This is a genomic window from Frankia sp. AgB1.9 (assembly GCF_016786355.1).
Taxonomy (GTDB): domain Bacteria; phylum Actinomycetota; class Actinomycetes; order Frankiales; family Frankiaceae; genus Pseudofrankia.
The window spans coordinates 1-19,994 of the sequence record NZ_JADWYX010000125.1 but is presented as its reverse complement, the minus strand read 5'-3'; the positions used below and the strand labels follow the sequence as shown (position 1 = coordinate 19,994).

Annotated in this window: 7 protein-coding genes; 6 read left to right on the top strand and 1 reads right to left on the bottom strand. The window is 70.9% G+C overall.

Annotated elements, in window-relative coordinates:
- The first annotated feature begins 347 nt into the window (after positions 1-347).
- From I6A60_RS34040 to I6A60_RS34025, 4 genes are all read left to right on the top strand, one after another.
- A complete protein-coding gene (locus I6A60_RS34040; protein ID WP_203018209.1) occupies positions 348-710 on the top strand; it encodes a roadblock/LC7 domain-containing protein in 363 nt (120 codons plus the stop codon).
- A gap of 108 nt (positions 711-818) precedes the next feature.
- Positions 819-1,580: a hypothetical protein gene (locus tag I6A60_RS34035; protein WP_203018200.1), complete on the top strand. Its 762-nt coding sequence runs from the start codon at positions 819-821 to the stop codon at positions 1,578-1,580.
- Positions 1,581-1,613: 33 nt separating this feature from the next.
- Positions 1,614-2,210 carry an ATP/GTP-binding protein gene (locus I6A60_RS34030; RefSeq protein WP_203018198.1) on the top strand — a complete coding sequence of 199 codons (597 nt, stop codon included), beginning with the start codon at positions 1,614-1,616 and terminating at the stop codon, positions 2,208-2,210.
- A 175-nt stretch (positions 2,211-2,385) separates the two neighbouring features.
- A complete protein-coding gene (locus I6A60_RS34025) occupies positions 2,386-2,943 on the top strand; it encodes a methyltransferase type 11 (RefSeq protein WP_203018196.1) in 558 nt (185 codons plus the stop codon).
- Positions 2,944-3,011: 68 nt separating this feature from the next.
- Here I6A60_RS34025 and I6A60_RS34020 read toward each other — a convergent pair whose 3' ends face one another.
- Positions 3,012-3,446 carry a 4-vinyl reductase gene (locus I6A60_RS34020; RefSeq protein WP_238436824.1) on the bottom strand — a complete coding sequence of 145 codons (435 nt, stop codon included), beginning with the start codon at positions 3,444-3,446 and terminating at the stop codon, positions 3,012-3,014.
- Positions 3,447-4,323: 877 nt separating this feature from the next.
- Here I6A60_RS34020 and I6A60_RS34015 point away from each other — a divergent pair.
- Positions 4,324-12,330 carry a SpvB/TcaC N-terminal domain-containing protein gene (locus I6A60_RS34015; protein ID WP_203018184.1) on the top strand — a complete coding sequence of 2,669 codons (8,007 nt, stop codon included), beginning with the start codon at positions 4,324-4,326 and terminating at the stop codon, positions 12,328-12,330.
- A 66-nt stretch (positions 12,331-12,396) separates the two neighbouring features.
- The coding region (locus I6A60_RS34010) for a neuraminidase-like domain-containing protein (RefSeq protein WP_203055788.1) at positions 12,397-19,994 on the top strand (7,598 nt) is incomplete at its 3' end.

The window sequence follows — 19,994 nt, the reverse complement described above, 5'->3', positions numbered from 1 at the left end:
TCCGTCAGGGAAGCGTTCGCCGAGCCACCCTGGGCGGCGCACGTCCACGATGGAGACAGGCCCGGCTCTGGCAGACGAGGCTACCCCCACGAAGTGGACTTTCGCGGAGACCGTGCCCCCCAGGTGGCCCCGGCCTGAACGCTGCTCCACAGCGCGACGCCGCTGCGCCACAGGGCCACCGTGGCTGGTCAGCGGCCCGGGGACGAACCGGTCAAGTATCGTCACTATTCTCCACACGATGGTCGGCCGGGCTCGGGCTGCCTGTCGGGGGAAGCCGTCAGCCGAGCCGCGGCGTGTCAACTCCCGAGTGACCCCGGGACGGACCATCGACGACGTGGGAGACGTGCGTGCAGAAGCAGTCGGTGACCGCCATCCTGAGCGAGCTCAACGCCTCGTCCGATGACATCGAGGCTTCCGCACTTGTGTCGACAGACGGCTTTCTCATGGCGTCACTGCTGCCGGCCGGGTTCGAGCATGACCGCGTGGCCGCGATGAGCGCGGCCATACTCGCTCTGGGGAGTCAGGCGAGCATGGAGCTCACCCGGGGAGCGCTGGACCAGATCCTCATCAGAGGACAGCGCGGTCATGTGCTGCTCACCAGGGCGGGCCCGGAAACCGTGCTGGTGGTCGTCACCCGACCGGACGCTCAGCTGGGCACGACGTTCCTCGACGTGCGCCGAGGCGCCGAAGCGTTGGCCGAGGCCGTCTGACGCCGTGCGTCGACCCGGTCGACCAGGTTCCGGGCGACGACTGACGGACGGTGGAACGGCAGGACCGTGCGTGCTGGGTCCGGCTTACCAGGAAGCAGGAGACGACGGGTGGACGGCCATGGAGTGAACCGGACGGAGCTCTGGAGGCCGCCAGTAGAGGCTGGAACATCCTCGCCGGCCCCGGACCGATGGCTCAGCGCCGCGGCGCCGGCGCGCGATGAAGCGGCCATCGCGGTTCGTCGTTATGACCCGACGCGGTTCCTGCAGGGGCTGGTCGCCGCCGCGTGGCGGCACGCCGAGGAACGCGGCCAGGCGGTGCACATCGAAGGTCCCTGGCCGGTTATCGCCGTCTACCCGAACAGCTTCGCCGCCGTCGTCTACGGCGGCGAGGCCGGCCTACGGCCGTTTGCCGGGACCGAGGACCTCCCCGCCCAGGCCAGTCTTGTCTTCTCCCGCGCACCCCAGTACGCCGTCGACCACCCGGACATGGTGCCGCTCGACGTCCTGCTGTGGAAGCTTGCGTTGAGCGCCTCGAGAGGCAGGCTGCCGCTCGACACGTCCCTCGACACCCCGTTCGCCTTGCGGGAGTGGCCCAACTTCACCCGGCTGGTCGTGACACCCGGCGCGATGAGCGTCGCGGCCCTCTGGGTTCGACAGCCCAGCACGCTGCGCCAGACGATCGACCTGTTGCACCTGCCAGCGGAGGACGTCTTCGTTTTCTACAGCGCGGCTGCCGCGGCCGATCTCGTCCGCCGGGATCTCCCGTCGCGGCCGGCCTCGCTCCTCGCGTCCGCGCCGCCGTCGGCCGTCCCTCCCACTCCGAGACGGCCTCTGTTGCGCAAGCTGTTCGACAAACTGCGCACCGGCTGACATCTGCCGTCCGACTCATTCTCAGGGACACCGGTGAGCCACTACAAGATCGTATTCTCTGGCCCGGTGGGCGCGGGTAAGACCACGGCGATCGCGTCCATCAGCGACATTCCCCCGATCACCACCGAGACCCGGCCGACGGACGAGACCAGGGACATCAAGGCAACCACCACGATCGCCATGGACTACGGTGTCCTGCGGCTCGCCGGTACCGACCGGATCCACCTCTACGGCACCCCGGGCCAGGACCGGTTCGACTTCATGCGATACATCCTCGCCGAGGGGGCGATCGGCGTCGTCCTCCTGATGACCAACGCCCGGCCGACGCCGCTCGCGGACCTGCACGAGTTCGTCGGCGCCTTCCGAACGGTCATCGACGAAACGGCGCTGGCGGTCGGCGTCACCGGAATGGACCTCCGCCGCACTGCCAGCCTGGACGACTACCGCCAGGTCCTGGCGCAAGTCGGCATCATCGCGCCGGTCTTCGAGATCGACGCGCGGCGTCGCAGCGACGTCGCGCTTCTCGTCCAGGCTCTGCTCCTGAGCATCGACCCGGGAATCGCCGGTGAGATGTCGCCACCTGGCGCCGGGTCGGACACCGTCCAGCGCACCGCCCGCGACTACTGGTGAGGTGCTCTGGGGCTCCTGGCACGCCCGGCAGCCCTGCCCGCTAGCCTCAGCAGATCCTGCACAACAGCGACGTGTCCCCGGCGGCCACCGCACGCCGACACCGTGGTCAGACACCTTCCGGGCGTCTGTTCGGGGCCGCCGTGACGCCCGTGAAACTCCTTCAGGGAGGAAACCGATGACGCCGCGCAACCACCAGGACGGTCACGTCGCGGCCTCGGTGACGACGCTCGTGTTCGGGGCGCTCGCCGGTACCGTCGCCAGCCGCGTGCTGCGGTCCCGATCGGTCGTAGTGCGAACGCCCGAACCCATCGAGACGGCGATGTCCACGAACCTGGCGACCACGCGGCAGCGACTGGACGAGACCTCAGCGAAGCTGGGCCTGGTGACGCGGCAACTCGACGAGACCCGAGCCGCGCTCGCCGAGGCTGAGGCCGAGGTGCTGCGGATGAGCGGCACGACCAAGGCGATGACCGACCGCGCGGAAGCCGAGATGGGCAGGATGGAGAGCGCCGCCATCGCCGCGTTGGAGTCGGCTGCGGCCTCGAACCGCCAGGAAGTCGCAGGCCTGCGACAGCGCCTGGCCGCTGCCGAAGAAGCCGCCCGAGTCCTGCAGGCCGACCTGGACGCCGAGCGCCGACGGACAGCGTTGATCGAGTCAGCGCTGGCTAGCCGTGACGTTCAGCTCGCGGACCTACGCACGACCATCCGCGAGACCGAAGATCATCGGGGCTGACGACCGGCCCGTGGGCGCCTGCGCCCGACACCCAGGTACACCAGGCCCGCGTAAATCAACGAGCGGCGCTAGATGAGCGCCCGGTGTGGACGGATCACAAAGGTGCAGGTGGCGTCACCGGCTGCTTCACAGGCGGTCTCCGTTCCCTGCATGACGACGCCGGTCACAGCCTGCAGGGCCCCGACGAAGACACCCAGTGTGTAGGCGCACATCGGCTCCGTCGCCTCTACCTGGTGGGTACACGCCCCTTCGACCAGCTGCACGACGTAGGCCCCGGAGTCGTCCGACGTCACCCCCGTGACCAGGCAGAGGCGGGTGCCTTCGATGCCGAAGGTGTCGACGAACAGGCGGAAGAGCTTGTCGTCGTCCAGCCGGGAACCCTGCAGGCCGAGGTCGGCGATGACGCCCTGCCCACGCATCCTGCCGGCACCCAGGACAGGCCCTCGGCCGACCAGGTCCTCGGTGTAGATCCTCATCTGCTGCAGGCAGGTGGCGGAGACCATCGGTCCCAAGGTGGGACGCTGGTTCACGGGCATAGAGTCTCTCCCGATTCAGGAAGCGCGCAAGGTGACGAGTACCAACGGCGCGGTGGGCGTGGGGCGGGCCCCCGCGGACAGGGACCGACTCTACCCAGCCAGGTGGCCGCACCATCTGCGGCCTGCGGCTTGCCGTGTATCTCAGGCAGATGACCTTCGCGCTCGACCAGAGGATTCGTGCCCGACGACCACGATGCCTCGGACAACGTGGCGCCGATCGCGGCGACCGGCAAGCGTGCGCGTCGGAGGCGACGAGACGCACCCCGGTATCGACGGCATCGGCGCCAGATCGTGGCTTGCCGAGTCGCCCGGCATGGTCATGGCAGCCCCGACCGCCCAGTCTCCAGACGGCGCCGAAACGCCTCGGCACATGCACCGTGGGCTACCTTACGTAGCCTCGTCGGCGCGGTCACGGACATCGGCGCGCGCGACCGTTCGTGCCGGCGCCGGTCAGAACGTGTCGACGAGCTAAATCTTCCCGGCAAGCCGCGATCCTCGCGGAAGCCCTCGTGTCCGCCTCCTCGGCGGGCCGCGCATCCGTAACGCACATTCTTCCAGCCGAGGAAGGCTCGAATGTGGTAAGCGGCGTCGCCACGTCGCGGCCAACCCGCAACCCAGGAAAACGCCGTTGACGCGCTCGCCATCGTGATGCTTTAGTAGCGGCGGCAGGGTACAGGCGGCTTTGGCCAGCCCCGGGGGCCTGAACCTAACGAAGGGCGATATGGTTACCGCTCCGTCGCGGCCTGACGACACGGAGACCCAGACGGCGGACGCAGCCGGACGCTCGACAATCACGGGGCCGCCGACCATATCGCTACCCAAGGGCGGTGGCGCGATTCGCGGCATGGGCGAGAAATTCGCCGCGAATCCGGTTACCGGGTCAGCCGCGTTCTCGATACCGCTCCCCGCGTCCCCTGGTCGCGGCGGTTTCGGCCCCGGGCTCATGCTCCGCTATGACTCGGCGTCGGGCAACGGTCCGTTCGGGTTCGGCTGGAGCCTTTCTCTTCCGTCGATCACCCGGAAGACCGACAAGGGTCTCCCCCGCTATCGCGACGACACCGACACCTTCCTGATCTCCGACGCCGAGGACCTGGTCCCTGTCCTCGACGCCGCAGGCAAGATGGTCGACGACGACCCCGACTCGGTGCCCGGCTACGTCATCCGCCGTTTCCGGCCCCGCATCGAGGGGATGTTCGCCCGGATCGAACGCTGGACCCGTGACGACGGCGACGTGCACTGGCGATCGATCTCCGCGGACAACGTCCTGCGCGTCTATGGGAAGGATGACACCAGCCGCATCCGCGACCCCGCGCACCGGGCCCGGGTCTTCAGCTGGCTGATCTGCGAGGAACGGGACGACAAAGGCAATGCCGTCGTCTACGAGTACAAGGCCGAACACGGCACCGACGTCGACCTGACCCGGGTACACGAACGACAGCGCGGCGCGCCGGACGACCTGTCCCGGACCGCGAACCGGTACCTCACCGGAATCCGGTACGGCAATGCCACGACGCTGCTCCAGGCGTCCACCCCGCGCCGTCCACGCCTGCTGAACCAGGAAACCGTCGACGGCACCCGCTGGATGTTCGAGCTCGTCTTCGACTACGGCGACGCGACGGACGCCGACCCCGACGCAGTCGGCCCGTGGGCGCGCCGCAACGACCCGTTCTCCAGCTACCGCGCGGGCTTCGAGATACGGACCTACCGGCTCTGCCACCGAATCCTGATGCTCCACAGCTTTCCGGAGGACCCTGAGGTCGGCGACGGCCGCCTCGTGCGCTCGCTGAACCTCGAGTATCGAGCGGGGTCCGAGAACCCGGCGAGCGATCCGGGCCACAGCCTGCTCACGGCCGCGACGCTGTGGAGCTACCAGCGCCATCAGGGGGTCTGGCACAGCCGGCAGCTCCCGCCGCTCCAGCTCGAATACAGCAAGGCCGAGGTCGGCGACCAGGTACGCGACCTCGACCCGGAGGCGTCGCGGAACCTTCCGGTCGGTCTCGGCGCCGGCTACCGGTGGGTCGATCTCGACGGCGAGGGACTGTCCGGCATCCTCACGGAACAGGCCGGGACCTGGTTCTACAAGCCGAACCTCGGCGACGGCCTGGTGGGACCGACGTTCGGCGCGGCCGCGCCGGTCACAGCCCGGCCCGCGATGGCCGCGCTCACCGCCGGACGTCAGCAGCTGATGGACCTTCAGGGCAACGGTGCGCTCGACCTCGTCGACTTCCACCCGCCGGTCGCCGGGTACCACGAGCGCGACCAGGCCCGCGGCTGGAGCCAGTTCGTCCCGTTCGCCGGCGTCCCGAACCTCGACTGGAACGACCCCGACCTGCGCTTCGTCGACCTGACCGGCGATGGGCTCGCCGACGTGCTGATCACCGGTTCGGAGGTCTTCACGTGGTATCCGTCGCGGGCCGGGGACGGATTCGGGCCGGCGGTGAACACGGCGGCGCCGCGCGACGAGCGGGCCGGGCCGCGCATCGTGTTCGCCGACGCCGACCTGAGCGTCTATCTGGCCGACATGTCGGGCGACGGGCTGACCGACATCGTGCGCATCCGCGACGGCGAGGTCTGCTACTGGCCGAACCTCGGGTACAACCGCTGGGGCGCACAGGTCGTGATGGACGGCTCGCCGTGGTTCGAGCCGGGTGACGTCTTCGACCAGCGCCGGATCCGCCTGGCCGACGTCGACGGCAGCGGAACCACGGATCTGATCTATCTCGGCCGTGACGGCGCGCGCCTGTGGCTCAACCGCGCCGGCAACGAGTGGGGTCCACCGCGGGACCTGCCGCTGCCTGTCGCCACCGGCAACGTCGACCAGGTGCAGGTCGCCGATCTGCGCGGCGACGGCACCGCCTGCCTCGTCTGGTCGTCCGCCCTGCCGGGCGACGCGCGCCGGCCGCTGCGGTATCTCGACCTGACCGGCCCGGCCAAGCCACATCTGCTCGTGACGGTGCGCAACAACCTGGGTGCCGTCACCACCGTCGACTACGCCGCATCGACCCGATTCTACCTGCGCGACAAGGCGGCAGGCACGCCCTGGGTCACCCGGCTGCCGTTTCCGGTGCACTGCGTGGAGAAGGTGACGGTCACCGATCAGCGTCGGCGCAGCGTGTTCACGACGACGTACAGCTACCACCACGGCTACTTCGACGGCGTCGAGCGTGAGTTCCGCGGGTTCGGCCGGGTCGAGCAGCTGGACACGCAGCGTTTCGACGATGTCTCCGCCGCCAATCAGGACAGCCCGTTCGTGACCGCCGATCACAGCCTCTACCAGCCGCCGGTCAAGACCATCACCTGGTTTCACACCGGGATCGCCGCCGACCGCTCCCGAATTCTGGGGCTGTACGAGCGGGAGTACTTCCCGTCCCGTTCGGCCGACCGGCTGCCCGCCGGCGCCGGCGCCTTCGCCGAGCACAGCCTCCCCTCACCAGAGATCGAGGCACCGGGCCCTGTCCTGAACGCCGACGAGTGGCGCGAGGCCATGCGCGCCTGCAAGGGCATGACCCTGCGGCAGGAGGTCATCGAACTCGACGTCCGGGCACTTCAGGACAACGGCCTGGAAACACCGGTACGGCTGCTCTCCGCCGCCCAGCACAATACACACATCCGGCGGGTCCAGCGGCAGGGACCCAACCGGCACGCGGTCTTTCTCGCCACCGAATGCGAGTCCCTCACCTATCACTACGAGCAGGCGCTGAGCAGGACCGAGCCGCTGAAACCAGATCCCCGGATCGAGCACACGCTCACCCTCAGGTTCGACGGCTACGGCCGGCCAGTGCAGTCCGTCGCCGCCGTCTACGCCCGGCGCGGCCAGTATTCCGATCCGGAACCGGCCGGCGACCAGCACACCGGCGCGGAGCTGACCGACGAGCAGGTCGCCCTGATCCGCGCCGTGCAGAACGGCGAACGGCACCTCAGGTATACCGAGACCCGTTTCACCGACGAGCTGACGCCGCCCGATGTCGACCTGCACCGGCTACCGGCGCCCTGCGAGGTCCTGACCTACGAGCTCACCGGGATCAACCCGCCGGCCGGAAGCACGTACTTCTCCGCCAGCCGGCTACGCGACTACCAGCTGAATCCGGCCCTCGACAGCCAGGCCACGAAGCCCGTCGGCCCGCTCGAATATCACGAGTTACCGCCGGACCAGGCGCCCCACCGGCGTCTCATCCAACGGGTCGCCACGCTCTACTTCAAAGACGACGTCACCGGCCCACATGATCTCGGGACGGCGAGCCGGCTCGGACTGACGTACGAGACCTACACGCTCGCCCTGACCGACGCGTTGATCGACGCGGTCTACACAGGCCCCGCCACGCGAAGTCCAACCCCCGCCGAGGCCCGCGCCGCTCTCGGCCGGGCCGGTGACCAGGCGGGTTTCCTCGCGTCCGGTTACCAACCCGGCACCCCAGTCCTCGGCCCCGCCGCGGGAGCGGCGGCACGGTCCTGGTGGCTGCGCTCCGGAATCCCCGGCTTCGCCGCCGACCCCGCCGCGCACTTCTATCTGCCCACGCGCTATCTCGACCCCTTTGGCAACGAGACAAAGCTGAGCTACGACGACGATCACCTGTTCGTGAACCGCAGCACCGACGCCCGCAGCAACGTCGTGACCGTGGAGTCGTTCGACCACCGGGTGCTCGCTCCGGCGCGGCTGAGGGACGCCAACGGCAACCGCACGGAAGCGGCCTTCGACATTCACGGACTGCCCGTCGCCACCGCGGCCTCAGGAAAGGTCGCCGACGAGGTGCCCGAAACCGGCGACGGGGTTGCTGGACTGAGTTTCGCCCAGCTCAATCCCGATCTGGCCGACGTCATCCGGTTCTTCGACGCCGACGACCTCGACGAGGTCATGGCCCGCCGCCTGCTCGGGACGGCGACCACGCGGTTCGTCTACCACTTCGGCGAGTCGGTGGACGAGGCGCAGCAGGTCGTCTGGGCCGCCACCGCGGCCGGCTCCTGCCACCTCGCACGCGAGAAGCACGAACACGACGCCCCCAACGACCATCCCGAGCTCGGCGCGGGCGGCGTCCCCATCCAGGTCGGCTTCGCCTATGCCGACGGCGCGGGCCAGCCTTTCGTGACCAAGTCGCGGGCAGAGCCCGATCCCGCCGCCCTGTCCCCCGGCTCGGACCGCTGGATCGCCAACGGCAGGACGGTCGTCAACAACAAGGGCCTGCCCGTCCTACGCTACGAGCCGTACTTCTCGCCGAGCGGCCACCGCTTCACGGAACCTGCCGCGGTGGGCGTCTCGCCGGTGATGTTCTACGACGCCGCCGGCCGCCTCATCCGCACCGAGTTCCCCGACGGCACGCTCAGCCGGGCTGAGTTCTCCCCATGGCTGCGCCGGGACTTCGACCAGAACGACACCGTCCTGGAACCAGGAAACCGGTGGTACGCCAAGCGAACCGCCCCCGGCGCCGACGCCGACGACCAGCGCGCCGCCCGGATCGCGGCACGACACAAGGACACCCCAGCCGAGACGCACCTCGACAGCCTCGGCCGGGACGTCATCGCGATCGCCCACAACCGAACCCCGTCCGACGACGCCGCCCTGGCCGACGTCGGGACGCTCGACCGGCCCTGGCTGGACGAGCGCGCGCTCGCCTTCACCAAACTCGACGCCGAGGGCAAACCGCTCTGGATCTGCGACGCCCTCGGCAACCTGGTGATGCAGTACCTCCTCCCGGTCCGGCCCCACCACACCGCGCTCTACGACCAGGCCCAGCCGGACCACCGCTCGGCCTACGACCTGCCGACGAACACCGTGCCGGGCTACGACATCGCCGGCAACCTGCTCTTCCAGCACAGCATGGACGCCGGTGACCGGTGGATGCTGCCCGACGCGACAGGCAAGCCGCTCGTCGCGTGGGACTTCAACACGCGCACCCTCGACGACGGCACGGCGAGCCCCGAGCGCCGCCTGGTCGAGGCCCGCTACGACGCGCTGCACCGGCCGATCGAGCAGTGGCTCACCGTCAACACGCATGCGCCGGCTCTCGTCGAGGCGTTCTCCTACGTCGACGCCGACGACTTCACCTCCTCCGCCGGGCTGGTGGACGAAGCGGGGCTCGCCGCCGCCCGCGACCGCAATCTGATCGGCCAGACCGTCAGCCACCACGATCCGAGCGGCGCCGCGACGGTGGAGCGGGCCGACCGCACCGGCGCGGTCGAGGAAGCCACTCGCACCCTGGTCAAGGACGTCGCGGCGCCTGTCGTCGACTGGCAGGTCACCGACCGCGCGGCGCTGCTCGAACCGGAGACCTTCCGCCAGCTCACGCGGTACGACGCGCTTGCCCGCGTGACGACGCTCGGCCGCTGGCACGTCGACGTCGCCGTCGATGTTGCCGGCGAGGCCGGGCACAGCGACCGGGTTGCCGTCTCCGTCCGGGCCTACGACAAGCGCGGCGCGCTGGCCTCCGAGGCGCTGCACGTCCAGGCGACCAAGGCCCCCGGCCCCGACGGCCGCCCGGCCTTCACGTGGCACGCCGACCCGTCCAAGAACGTGCCGGCGATCACGCGCATCACCCGGGACGCCAAAGGCCAGCGCCTCAGCCTCGAGCTCGGCAACGGCACCACCACCCGGTACACCTACGACCGCGACACCTACCGGCTCACGCACCTCTACACGCGACGCGACGCCACCTTCACCACCGACTGCGGCGGCGACCCTGACGCCGCGCGCCCGGCGCGCCCCTGTGGCGTCCAGAACCTGCACTACACCTATGACGCGGCCGGGAACATCACCCACATCCAGGACGACGCGCAGCGGACCGTCTTCTTCGCCAACCAGCAGGTCGAGCCGAGCAACGACTACTGCTACGACGCCCTCCACCGGCTCGTCGAGGCCACCGGCCGGGAGAACGCCGCGGCCGTCGGCGCACCACCCGTTCCCGAGGGCGCCTGGCCGACGGGCGCGATCCCGTCACCCGACAGCACCCGCAACTACACGCAGCGCTACCGCTACGACCGGGCCGGGAACCTGACGCGGGTCCGGCACAGCGCGGCCACCCTGCCCGGCCAGCCCGACGGCAGCTGGACCCGCGACTACGCCTACGCCTTCGACGACGCCAACCAGCCCGCCAGCAACCGCATCTGGCAGACCTGGACCGGCGACGACCGCACCAACGCTGTCACCTACCGCCCCGACGACCACGGCAGCATGCTCAACCTGGCCAACACCGCCCCGGCCCAGGACCTGCGCTGGGACTGGCGCGACATGATCCGCGCCCTCGACCTACTGGGCGGCGGCGACGCCTTCTACAACTACGGCATCGACAAGCAACGCACCCGCAAGCTGCTGCGCCGCACCGGTGCCGGCGGGGGCACCGTGACCGGGACCGAGGACCGCGTCTATCTGGACGGCTACGAGCTCTACCGCCGCAGAGACAGCAAGGGCGCGGTGACCGAGGAGGTCGAGTCCCTGCACCTGTTCGACGGAGAACAGCGGGTCCTCCTGGTGGACGACGTCCTGACCGCGGCCTCCACGCCCGGCCCCAACGGGCTGAAGGTCAAGCAACGAACCCTGTGGCGCTACCAGTACGGAAATCACCTCGGCTCCGCCACCGTCGAACTCGACAGCACCGCCCAGGTCATCTCCTACGAGGAGTTCCACCCCTACGGCACAACCGCCTACCGGCTACTCGACTCCTCCGCCGAGGTACCCGCGAAACGCTACCGCTTCACCGGAATGGAACGCGACGAGGAATCGGGGCTCAGCTACCACGGCGCGCGCTACTACGCCTGCTGGCTCGGACGCTGGGCCAGTGCGGATCCCACCGGTCTGGCCGACGGCCCCAATCTATTCCAATACACGCGTGGCAATCCGGTACGCAAGGTAGACCGGACTGGCGGGAGCTCCCAAGCAGCGCCCGCTTGGGAGCCGCCGCCAGTGCCGCCCCCCGCACCACGGCTACCCAATCTTCGCCTAGTCCCGAGTGGGGCAGGTACCGCCGCGGCGGAGGCGGAAGCGGTCGGCGTGGGCGCGGGGAGTGCTACGGGTGCGGCCGAGGCTGCCGCCGTGTTGGACGCGATCGTCCCGGCCGCGTTTGGCGCCGCCGAAGAAGCGCTCGTGATCCTGTCCACTCTGCGCTACCTGCGCCGGTCGACGTCCCTAGCGCAGTACGGCAACCCCTATGGGATGCCGGACAAGGACCTTTTCCACCCGGAGCTGGAAACCGCGAAGGAGCAGCTGGACACGCAGCGGAAGCGGCAGCAGATGGACAACCCCAATGAGATCCCAGAAGTCCAGGACCCGGACGCGGCGCCGCAGCCCAAAGCCAAGAAGAAGGACGAGGACGAGAAGCCGCTGTGGGGCCGGGTCTATGTCACGTACTTCAAGTACAACACCGACACGGGGCTGTTCTACGCGGGCCGCACGTCGATGGAGGTCGACCTCAACAAGCCGATAGAACCGCAGGCCCAGCTAGCCATCGAGCTCCGTGATCGGAACCACCACGCGGACGAGCAGCGGGAGCGGACAGGCGCCGGGTTCACGGGAGCGATGCTGGACCGGTACGCCGTAGGCACAGCGACCGACTACGCGCGGCGGTACGCGGACCCCGCCTACCTGGCGATCCGCGGTCGAGAGCAGCAGATGGTCGACTTCTTCGGGCTGACGGCGCTGCTCAGGATGTCCACCGAAGGCCACTCACCCGTCGCCCCGCCGGGCTACGAGGGCGGCGCCTGGACCGACACCGATCCCGGGCCGCACCTCACGGAGAACGACGTCCGGCCCGTGGCGAAGGAGAACCCGTTCGGCGAGGAGTTTCACTACATGGCCACCTTCTTCTTCGGTCCCGGGCCGGACTACACCGGGTACCGGCGCGGCGACCGGGTGCTCCAGCGATGAGGTCGTCCCCCGCCGGCTGGCCCGCGCACGGTAAGCACCGTTCCAGCGAGACGAAGAGACGTCGACATGCCTGATGCGAACAGTGGTACCGGCGCCGTTGACACACCGCCGGAGCGCGTCGTCCGTGGCCGGGTGGCCCGGGGCGGCCAGCCGTTGACCGGCGTCGACTTGGAGATCATCGACGTCGGCCTGCGTGGATTTCGGTCGCTCGGAGTGGCGACGACCGTCGGCGACGGGACGTATGAGCTGTCGTACCCGTGGGCTGGGTTGTCGTACGCCGGGAAGACGGACCCTGACGTCCAGGTCCGCGTGGTCGGCGGGGACGGCGAGGCCGTTGGCGCCGAGTCGCGGGTGTTCTTCGACGCGGGCGTGCACGAGACCGTCGACCTGAATCTCGGGGACCGGCCGGCGGCGGCGGAGCACGACCGGGTGCTGGCGCGGCTCGCGCCCGCGCTCGGCGACGTCGCCCCCGTCGACCTGAACGACAGTGAGATCGCCTTTCTTTCCGGCAGTACCGGCCTCGGCACCCGGGAGATCGGCTGGCTGCGCGACAGTGCGCGGCTGCACGCCGAGGCCGACGCGGTTCCCTCGTCGGCGTACTACGCCTGGTTCCGGCTCGGCCTGCCGACCGACCTCGCCGGCCTGCTCGACCGCGGCCCGGACCAGCTGCGCGACGCACTCGGGCACGCCGCGAGGTCCGGCGTCACAGCCACGCTGTCGCCCGGCGCGCTGGACAAGGTCGCGGCGGGGGTCACGGCGCTCCAGGCCCAGCGGCTGCTGCGCCCGGACCAGGACAGCGGCGGCGAGGACAGCGGCACGGTGCCGCTGGGCTCGCTGTTGGACGCCGTCGACGTCGAGCCGGCGAAGCGGCCGCTGGTGGCGGGGCTCTATGCCACGCACACTGCGAACCCGCGGGACTTCTCCTCGGCGCTGGCCGAGCAGCCCGGTCTCGACGGCCAGGACGTCGCGGCGATCCGGTTCGCCGTGCGGGTCGGCGACCTGGCCGGCGGGCATGCGCCGCTCGTCCGTGAGCTGTGGCGACGGGCGCCGGGCGACCCCGAGGAGGTGGGGCAGGATGCCGACGCGCAGCTGCGCCCGTTCGCCGGGTTCGACGTCGAGGACTGGCGAGCGGTCGTGCGCGGCACCCAGCCGGACGGGCAGCCGATCGGGGTGCCACCCGGGACGCCCGGCGCGTCGGACGACGACCGCGTGGACAACTACGCGCGGACGCTGATCACACGCGTCGAGGATGCCCTCCCGACCCCCGCCGTCGCCGCGCGCCTGGCGGGTGACACCGCGCCGGACAACCCGCTGGCGGCGGTCGCGGCCGACCTCGGGGTTTTCTTCGCGAACAACCCGGCGTTCCAGTTCGGCGTGGAGCCGGTGGCGGTGTTCCTGGGCGACAGCCCGGCGGAGAAGCTGGGCGGGGTCGCGGACGGCAACGCCGTGACGGCGGCGCTCACCGGCCTCCAGCGGATCTTCGCCGTCACCCACCGGTACGACGACATCCGCGCGCTGCTGGCCGACGACCTGCACTCGTCCACGGCGATCGTCCGGCGCGGCCCGCGGCGTTTCTCGGAGGACCTCGCCGAGCCGCTGCGCGGCGCCGACCGGGCGCTTTCCCTCTACCGCCGGGCGGAGCGCGCCCACGCCACCGCCGTCGCGCTCTACCTGAAGCACGCTCCGAACCACGTCACGCTGTTCGCCACCGGCTCGGCCGGGACGCAGAGCACCGCCGAAGCACCGGCGGACCCCACCTGGACGCGGCTGTTCGGCTCCCTGGATCTCTGTGACTGCGAGGAGTGCGCCTCGCTGTACAGCCCGGCCGCCTACTTCGTCGACATCACCCAGTTCCTCGCCGGCGGCCCCATCCGGTCCAACCAGACCCCGCTGCAGGTGCTCCTGGACCGGCGCCCCGACCTCCAGCACATCGCGCTGACCTGCGAGAACACGCTGACGGAGCTGCCCTACGTCGACCTGGTCAACGAGCTGCTCGAAGCCGCCGTCACGGGCCGCCGGTTCGCGATCCGCGCCACCGGCCGCCTCGCCGCCGCCCTCGGCGCGCTGCGCGGCGGTGATCTGCCGGACGCGCTGGCCGAGGAGTTCGCCCGCTTCGGGTACCCGCTCACCCCGGCCGCGTCGGTCCGCCCGGAACACTCCGGGCGGACCACCGACCCGAACGCGTGGATCATCCTTGACGAGGCCTGGGCCTTCTCCGTCGAGTTCCACGGCGTGTTCGGGGGGTTCGAGGTCGAGGCCTGGCCGCAGACGAGCTGGACGGCCCCGGAGCTGGCTGCCACCCCCGAGCACACCTACGACGCGGCCTACGACCTGCTGCGCGAGGCGCACTACCCGTGGGACCTGCCGCTGAACCGGCCAGTCGAGGAGATCCGGGCCTACCTCGGCCAGCTCGGGGTGCCGCGCCACGAGCTCATGACGACGTTCTTCCGAGGCGCGCCCGACGACGCGCCGGCGGACCCGGCGATCGCGACCGAGTACCTCGGACTGACGCCCGAGGCGGCCCGTCTGATCACGTCGGCCGCCGGTCCGACACCGCTGCCGAGCACCGCCGCCTGTTGGGGCCTGCAGGCGGCGGGCAACACGATCGACGATCCCGCCGACGCGAGCGCGCCGCCCGCGACCGGCACCTGGGACGAGGTCCTGCGACGGGTGTCGATCCTCCAGCTGCGGTCCAGGCTGCGCTACGACGAGGTCCTCGACCTGCTCGCCGCCAGGTTCGTGAACCCGCCGGCCGGGTCGGGGGCGACGCTGGAGATCCGGCCCGCCGCGGGCGCGGACCCGGCCACCTGCGCGCCGAGCCGGCTGCTCGTCTCCGTCGTCGACACCACCCTGTCCCCCTCGGACCAGAGCACGGTGCTCGCCGCGGCCTGGGACCGTCTGCACCGGTTCGTCCGGCTGACCCGCGCGCTGTCCGGGTGGGCCGGGCGCGACCTCGACAGGGCGATCACCGCGTTCGCGCCCGCGACGGACGGCAAGCCGGACCTCACGACCGGCTTCCTCGTTCAGCTGTCGCACGTCGAGCGGCTGCGCACCCGGTTCCGCCTCCCGGTCGCGGTCGTCCTGAGCTGGTGGGCCGACCTCGACACGCAGGCCTACGTCGACCACCTCGCCGACGGCGCGCCGACCGTCCCGTCGCTCTACACGACGCTGTTCAGCAGTCGCACCGCGGCCGGCGCCGCCCTCCCGGCCGACCCGGACGCGCTGAGCGGCCTCATCTCGGACAATCTCCCGGCCATCGCCGCCGGCCTGCAGGTCAGCGCCGACGACCTCGCGCTCCTGCGCGCCGACCCCTACGTGCTTCCGGGCGCCGCTCCGGGCACGACGACCGACCAGCTCACCCTCGCCACGCTCTCGCGGCTACACCGGCACGCGACCCTGGCCCGGGCGCTGCGGCTGCCCGTGCGCCAGTACCTGTCCACCCTGCGGCTCGTCGCCGTGGACCCGTTCGCCTCAACGGCCGCGACCCTCGACCACGTCCGCCAGGTCGACCTGATCCGGGCCTCGGGCGCGACGGTGGACGACTTGGACTACACACTGCGCGCCACCTCCCCGCCCGGCGGCCCGGCACCCCTGACCGTGGAGGCGGCCACGGCGATGCTCGACCTGATCCGGGCGGACCTGCGGGCGGTCGCGGCCGAGCACACGTTCGTCAGCGCCGTCACCGACCCCGACCGGGCGACGAGCGACCCGTCCGGTGACCTCACCCGGCGCAAGCTCGCCCTGCTCGACTGGGGCGCGGGCGTGGTCGACGAGGTGGTCGCCGTCCTCAACGACACGTTCACCCACACCGCCGCGCTACCCGTGCTCGCCCCGACCGTCGTCATCCCAGAGGAGCTTCGCGACCGGCTGAGCTACGACGCCACCGCGGGCCAGCTGCGGTTCGTCGGGACGATGACGCCGGACGAGGCGACGCGGCTCACCGCCGCGCCGAACACCGACGCGGCGTTCCGCCAGGCGGTCGCCACGCTCCTGCAGGAGCCGAAGCGGATCGCCGGGCGCCATCTGCACCGCTTCTCGGTGCCGACGTTCGACGCCGGCCTGGCCGCGCTGCCCGCCGGTTTCCGGCTGCCCGACGCGCTGCGGTCCGTCTGCTACTACAACGCCGTCACGCGGCGGCTGGCGTTCGAGGGCGTCATGACCGACGCGGAGCGCGCGACCCTCGACCGGGCGTCCGCCTACCCTGACTACCGCAATGCGGTCGCCGCGCTGTATGACGCGCCAGGAACGGCGGCCGGCGCCCCCGCCGCCGCCGATGTGTTCCTCACCAGCGCCGGGGCGGGCAACGACATCGACGCGCTGTTCGACGCGCCCGTGCCGACGCCGCCGGAACGCTTCGTCCGCGTCCTCGCCACGCTGCTCCCCTACCTGCGCGACACCCTCGGCCGGCGGGCCGTGACGCAGCGGCTGGCCGACGCCCTCGCGCTCGACCCGGCGGCCGCGGAGGCGCTCGTCGGCCGGTGGCTGCCCTCGCCCGACCTCGCCGGCGCCCGGGCGGTCGCGGACTTCCTCGCGCCCACCTTCGCGCTGAGCAGCCCGAACCTCGCCGCGACCCCGGCGGCCTTCCCCGCGCAGTTCGCGACGGTCGGCCTCCTGCACAAGATCTCGGTGCTGGGGACCCGGCTGGGCTGGACGTCGCGGCAGCTTGACTGGGTGTTCCAGTACGGCAACGGCACCTGGCTGGACCCGCGGACGCTGCCCGCGGTACCGGTCGGCGACGCGCACGACCGGTACCGGCGCTGGGCCCGGCTCGCCGAGCTGGCCAGGGTCCGCGACGCGCTGCCGGGCGGCGAGACGTCGCTGACCGAGCTGTTCGCCGCGGCCACGGCGCCGGGTGCCGGCCTGCCGGCGGTCCACACGGTCCTGCACGACCGGGCCGGCTGGGATCTCGACGCGCTGACGGACCTCGCGGCCAGCACCGCGTTCGACCAGGCCGCGGCCGACTTCGCCACGGAGGCGCCGCTCGCCCGGCTGGTCGACGCGTTCGCGGCCCTGCGGCAGCTCGGCGCGTCGGCGTCCGACGTGCTCACCTGGACCGCGCCGAGCCCGGACTACGCCGCCCTGAGTGCCACCGCCCTCGGCGTGCGCGACCTGGTCCGGGCCCGGCTCGACGAGACGCAGTGGCTCGACGTCGCCGCCGCGCTGCACGGGCCGCTGCGCGACCGCCGCCGGGCCGCGCTGGTGTCCTACCTCACCGCCAGCCTGGGCCTGCGCGACTCGGCGGAGCTCTACGAACGGCTCCTGATCGACGTCGAGATGAGCCCGTGCATGACGACGACGCGACTCAAGCAGGCGATCAGCTCCGTCCAGCTCTTCGTGCAGCGCGGCCTCATGAGCCTGGAGGACGACGTCCGGCTGTCGCCCGAGGAAGCCACCGAGTGGGCCCGGTGGCGCAAGCAGTACCGGATCTGGGAGGCGAACCGGCAGGTCCTCCTCTATCCGGAGAACTGGCTTGAGCCACAGCTGCGCGACGGCAAGACGCCGTTCTTCGCCGACCTGGAGAACGAGCTGCTCCAGGACGACCTCACCGCGGCCACGGCCGAGGACGCGTTCCTGCACTACCTGGAGAAGCTCGACCAGGTCGCCCGGCTCGACATCGTCGGGCTCTACCACGAGACCGGCGGCGCCGAGCCGGAGGTGCTGCACGTCATCGGGCGCACGCACGCGACGCCGAACCTGTACTTCTACCGGCGGCTGACCGCCGGCGTGTGGTCCGCCTGGGAGAAGGTCGACGTCGACATCGAGGGCGACCATCTGATGCCGGTGGTGTGGAACCGGCGCCTGCACCTGTTCTGGGCGGTCTTCACCGAGAAGACCAACACGCCGTCGAAGGACCAGCGGGACGCCGGGGCCGACCCGACGAAGTACTGGGAGATCAAATGCGCCTGGAGCCAGCTCCGTAACGGCGTCTGGGAGCCGAAGCGGATCTCGACGACGGCGTTGCAGCACAACAGGCACCCGTGGCCGACGGTGCAGCAGGAGCCACGGGACTTCTCCTTCAGGACCCGTTTCCAGCAGGGGCTGGTCGGCGAGCAGCTCTCGATCGAGTGCTACGGCCCGGTGGCGACCGACCGGCCCCCCGTCACGACCTCCGGCAGCGCTTCCCCGCAGACCAATGTCGAGCACATCGCGGACTTCTACCAGCACAGGAACGCGTTCGGGCAGCCGGCCGGCTACCAGATGGTCGTGCGGTTCCAGATCGAGCAGGCCGTGCCGAGACCGTCGGAGGCTGGCAAGATCACCGTCGAGCTGCGCCGCTCGTCGGACCACACGCTCGTCGCGTCGCTGACGGTGGACGACCACGGTGAGACGCGCCAGAACGGCCAGAACCCGATCGTCAACGAGGACCTTTACTGCGAGCTGCACAGTGGCTCCTACGCGATCAGCACCGTGTCGTCGAAATGGGAATGGATCGGCCTTCTCGGCCCCGGCGGGATCGGGGTGACGGTGGCGCTCGCGCCGTGGGCACCCCAGCCGACGACGCCGGGAACCGTCGAGAACGTCGCGCCGCAGGTCGACCCGATGCAGGGAATCGGCGAGTTCATCCAGGACGACGTCGGCGGCAACGTCGTGGCCGTCCCCGCCGCGGAGGCCGCTCGGCCGCTCTCCCCGCCGAACCTGCTGCCCGTCTTCGGCACCGACATCACGGCGATGACGCTGGTGGAGAACAAGGACAGCACCGGCGCGCTCGGCCGGATGGCGGTGCTCGCCGCGACGCCGGGCCGCGCGTTCCGGCTCCTCCAGGGGCACCAGAGCGACACCGGGACGAACTTCTCCTTCCCGCTGTTCTTCCAGGACGACCGCCGGACGTACCTGCTCACCTACGTCGCGCCGACCGCTGCCTCGGACCAGAAGGTCCTGTTCACCGCCTTCTTCCACGCACGCGTCCCGGACTTCCTGCGCGCGCTCAACCACCAGGGCATCGACGGCCTGCTCACGCTCGCCAACCAGGAGCTGGCGGACGCCCCGCCCGCGTTCGCGGACTACCTCCCGGGGCCGCTCGTCGACCCCCGGCACCCGGTGGAGGACGTCGACTTCAGCTACGGCGGCGCCTATTCCGCCTACAACTGGGAGCTGTTCTTCCACATCCCGTTCCTCATCGCCGTCCAGCTGAGCCAGAACCAGCGCTTCGACGACGCCCAGAAATGGTTCCACTACATCTTCGATCCAACGGCGGCCGCGGCCGGCGACGACGGGCTGGGTGACCCGGGCCCGGAGCGGTTCTGGCAGGTCAAGCCGTTGCATGACGAGGCCGCTCGCGGCGTGCGCACGCTGGCCGACCTGCTGGGCGACCCGGCCGAGCTCGCCGACCAGGTGGCCGCGTGGCAGGCGGACCCGTTCAAGCCTTACGTGATCGCCCGGCTGCGCCCCGCGGCCTACATGAAGGCCGTCGTCATGCACTACCTCGACAACCTCATCGCCTGGGCCGACCAGCTGTTCCGGCGCGACACGATCGAGTCCATCAACGAGGCGACCCAGCTCTACGTCCTGGCCGGCGAGATCCTCGGCCGGCGCCCCGAGCGCGTCCGCCCGCGCGTCACCCCGGTGGGGCAGACCCTGCGCACCCTCGACGACCTCGGCCCGCTCGACAGCCTGTCGAACGCGCTCGTCGCCGTGGAGGGCCTGCTGCCCCCGGTCGACGGCCC

Coding starts and splice junctions, on each gene's coding strand:
- I6A60_RS34025 (WP_203018196.1), top strand. CDS start 2,386: ATGACGCCGCGCAACCACCAGGACGGTCACGTCGCGGCCTCGGTGACG.
- I6A60_RS34020 (WP_238436824.1), bottom strand. CDS start 3,446: ATGGTCTCCGCCACCTGCCTGCAGCAGATGAGGATCTACACCGAGGAC.
- I6A60_RS34015 (WP_203018184.1), top strand. CDS start 4,324: ATGGGCGAGAAATTCGCCGCGAATCCGGTTACCGGGTCAGCCGCGTTC.